Annotated in this window: 3 protein-coding genes and 1 rRNA gene; all 4 read left to right on the forward strand. The window is 59.8% G+C overall.

Features of this window, described 5'->3' with window-relative positions:
- The first annotated feature begins 261 nt into the window (after nt 1-261).
- Nucleotides 262-374 (forward strand): 5S ribosomal RNA (rrf, locus tag AC0GNR_RS09075).
- A 254-nt stretch (nt 375-628) separates the two neighbouring features.
- Nucleotides 629-967 (forward strand): IS66-like element accessory protein TnpA, encoded by a 339-nt coding sequence (gene tnpA / locus AC0GNR_RS09080; RefSeq protein ID WP_472900638.1) that lies wholly within the window; start codon nt 629-631, stop codon nt 965-967.
- A gap of 5 nt (nt 968-972) precedes the next feature.
- On the forward strand, nt 973-1296 hold the full coding sequence (gene tnpB / locus AC0GNR_RS09085) for an IS66 family insertion sequence element accessory protein TnpB (protein WP_472900639.1): 324 nt from the start codon (nt 973-975) through the stop codon (nt 1294-1296).
- Between the two features lie 81 nt (nt 1297-1377).
- On the forward strand, nt 1378-1560 hold the full coding sequence (locus AC0GNR_RS09090; protein ID WP_472900640.1) for a hypothetical protein: 183 nt from the start codon (nt 1378-1380) through the stop codon (nt 1558-1560).
- The last annotated feature ends 157 nt before the right edge of the window (nt 1561-1717 follow it).

The raw sequence follows: 1717 nt of genomic DNA on the forward strand, positions 1-1717 counted from the left end.
GGCTGGGTGTGGAAGCGCAGTAATGCGTTAAGCTAACCAGTACTAATTGCTCGTGAGGCTTGACCCTATAACTTTGATCTAATCCATCAACAGTTGAATGTCACCCGACTACAATACACAACCGTTTGTAGTCTTGTTATGCCCTTATGGAATTCAACACCGTTGATCCATAACGTTGGCAGCAATCAAAAAGACAGCTGATTCGAAGCTCTATGAATTCGTCGCCGTAGCACCCTCGTGCTGCAGCGGCAACCCTTTATGCCTGACGACCATAGCAAGTTGGTACCACTCCTTCCCATCCCGAACAGGACAGTGAAACGACTTTGCGCCGATGATAGTGCGGATTCCCGTGTGAAAGTAGGTCATCGTCAGGCTCTTACCAGCCCCCCAAACCCCCTCGTACCCCGTGTACCTGGGGGTTTGGGCTTTCTGGATTCTTAAATAGTTCGCGCCGATAGGCCGTGAGTTCGGTATCCGGTAATGTGCTTGGGTGTGCATGCCAGATAGGGGCCCTGTACACACTCGGTCGCCCTCGTGCAGTTGCGCGTAAGCGCGCGGTCATCCCACCCTTGAAGATCTTGGCTTAAGCGGCAACGATGGTGTCCACCAAACGAAATAGGTGGACACCATGAATGAAGCCAAGAAGAAGACCCGCCGGCGGTACGGCGCCGAGCTCAAACAGCAGATCCTCGCTCAGTGCGCCGAGCCGGGTGCCTCGGTGGCCCGCATTGCCCTGTCCCACGGCATCAACGCCAATGTTGTTCACAAGTGGCGCAGCCAAAGTGGTGGTGCGCTGCCTGCCCCGCAGGCTCCCGCATTCGTTCCGGTGCCGATGCCACCTCTCGCGTTCGCACCCGCACCAGACATCCGAATCGAGGTGCGCCGTGGCGCTACCAACGTCTGCGTGACCTGGCCGCTGGCCGCGGCCGAGCATTGCTCGGTGTGGATGCGAGAGTTGCTCAAATGATACGTGTGGATGCCTTGTGGTTGGCCACCGAACCGCTGGACATGCGAGCGGGCACCGAATCAGCGCTGGCCCGTGTGGTGTCGGTCTTCGGCGCAGCGCACCCGCACCACGCGTACCTGTTCGCCAATCGGCGCGCCAACCGCATGAAGGTGCTGGTGCACGACGGCATCGGTGTGTGGCTGGCGGCGCGGCGCCTGAACAGCGGCAAGTTCGTCTGGCCGCGTGATACGGCCAGCACCGCCGCGCTGACCCGTGCGCAGTTTGATGCGCTGGTGCTGGGCCTGCCCTGGCAGCGCCTGGCCGACGGTGGTGTCATCACCGTGGTCTGACTCTGAAGCGCAGACCGGTGCTTGCCAATTGGGGCATGCGCCAATGGTGCGCGCGTGCCAGTGCTGGCACAGTGAATACCCATGGTGGTCGAGCCTCAATCCCTGCAGAGCCTGAGCGCACAAGAGCTGCGTGAGCTGACCACGCGCCTCATGACGCAACTGCGCCACCAGAGCGCGCTGCTGGACAAACTCACGCACGAGAACGCGTGTTGCCGCCGCCCGAAAACTGACCCACCCCAGGCCACTGTGCCGACTGAAAACTGACCCAGGTGTTTAACTTGCCTTGCTCAATTATTGGGCAGGGGGCAAAGAGGGTGACACCCAAGGAAATGTTGGGAAGAATTCGTCGGATGTACCTGCGCGACAAGATGTCGTTGCATGAGATCGCCAAGCGCACGGGCCTGTCGCGCAACACGGTACG

It is taken from the genome of Hydrogenophaga sp. LT287 (genome assembly GCF_055702805.1).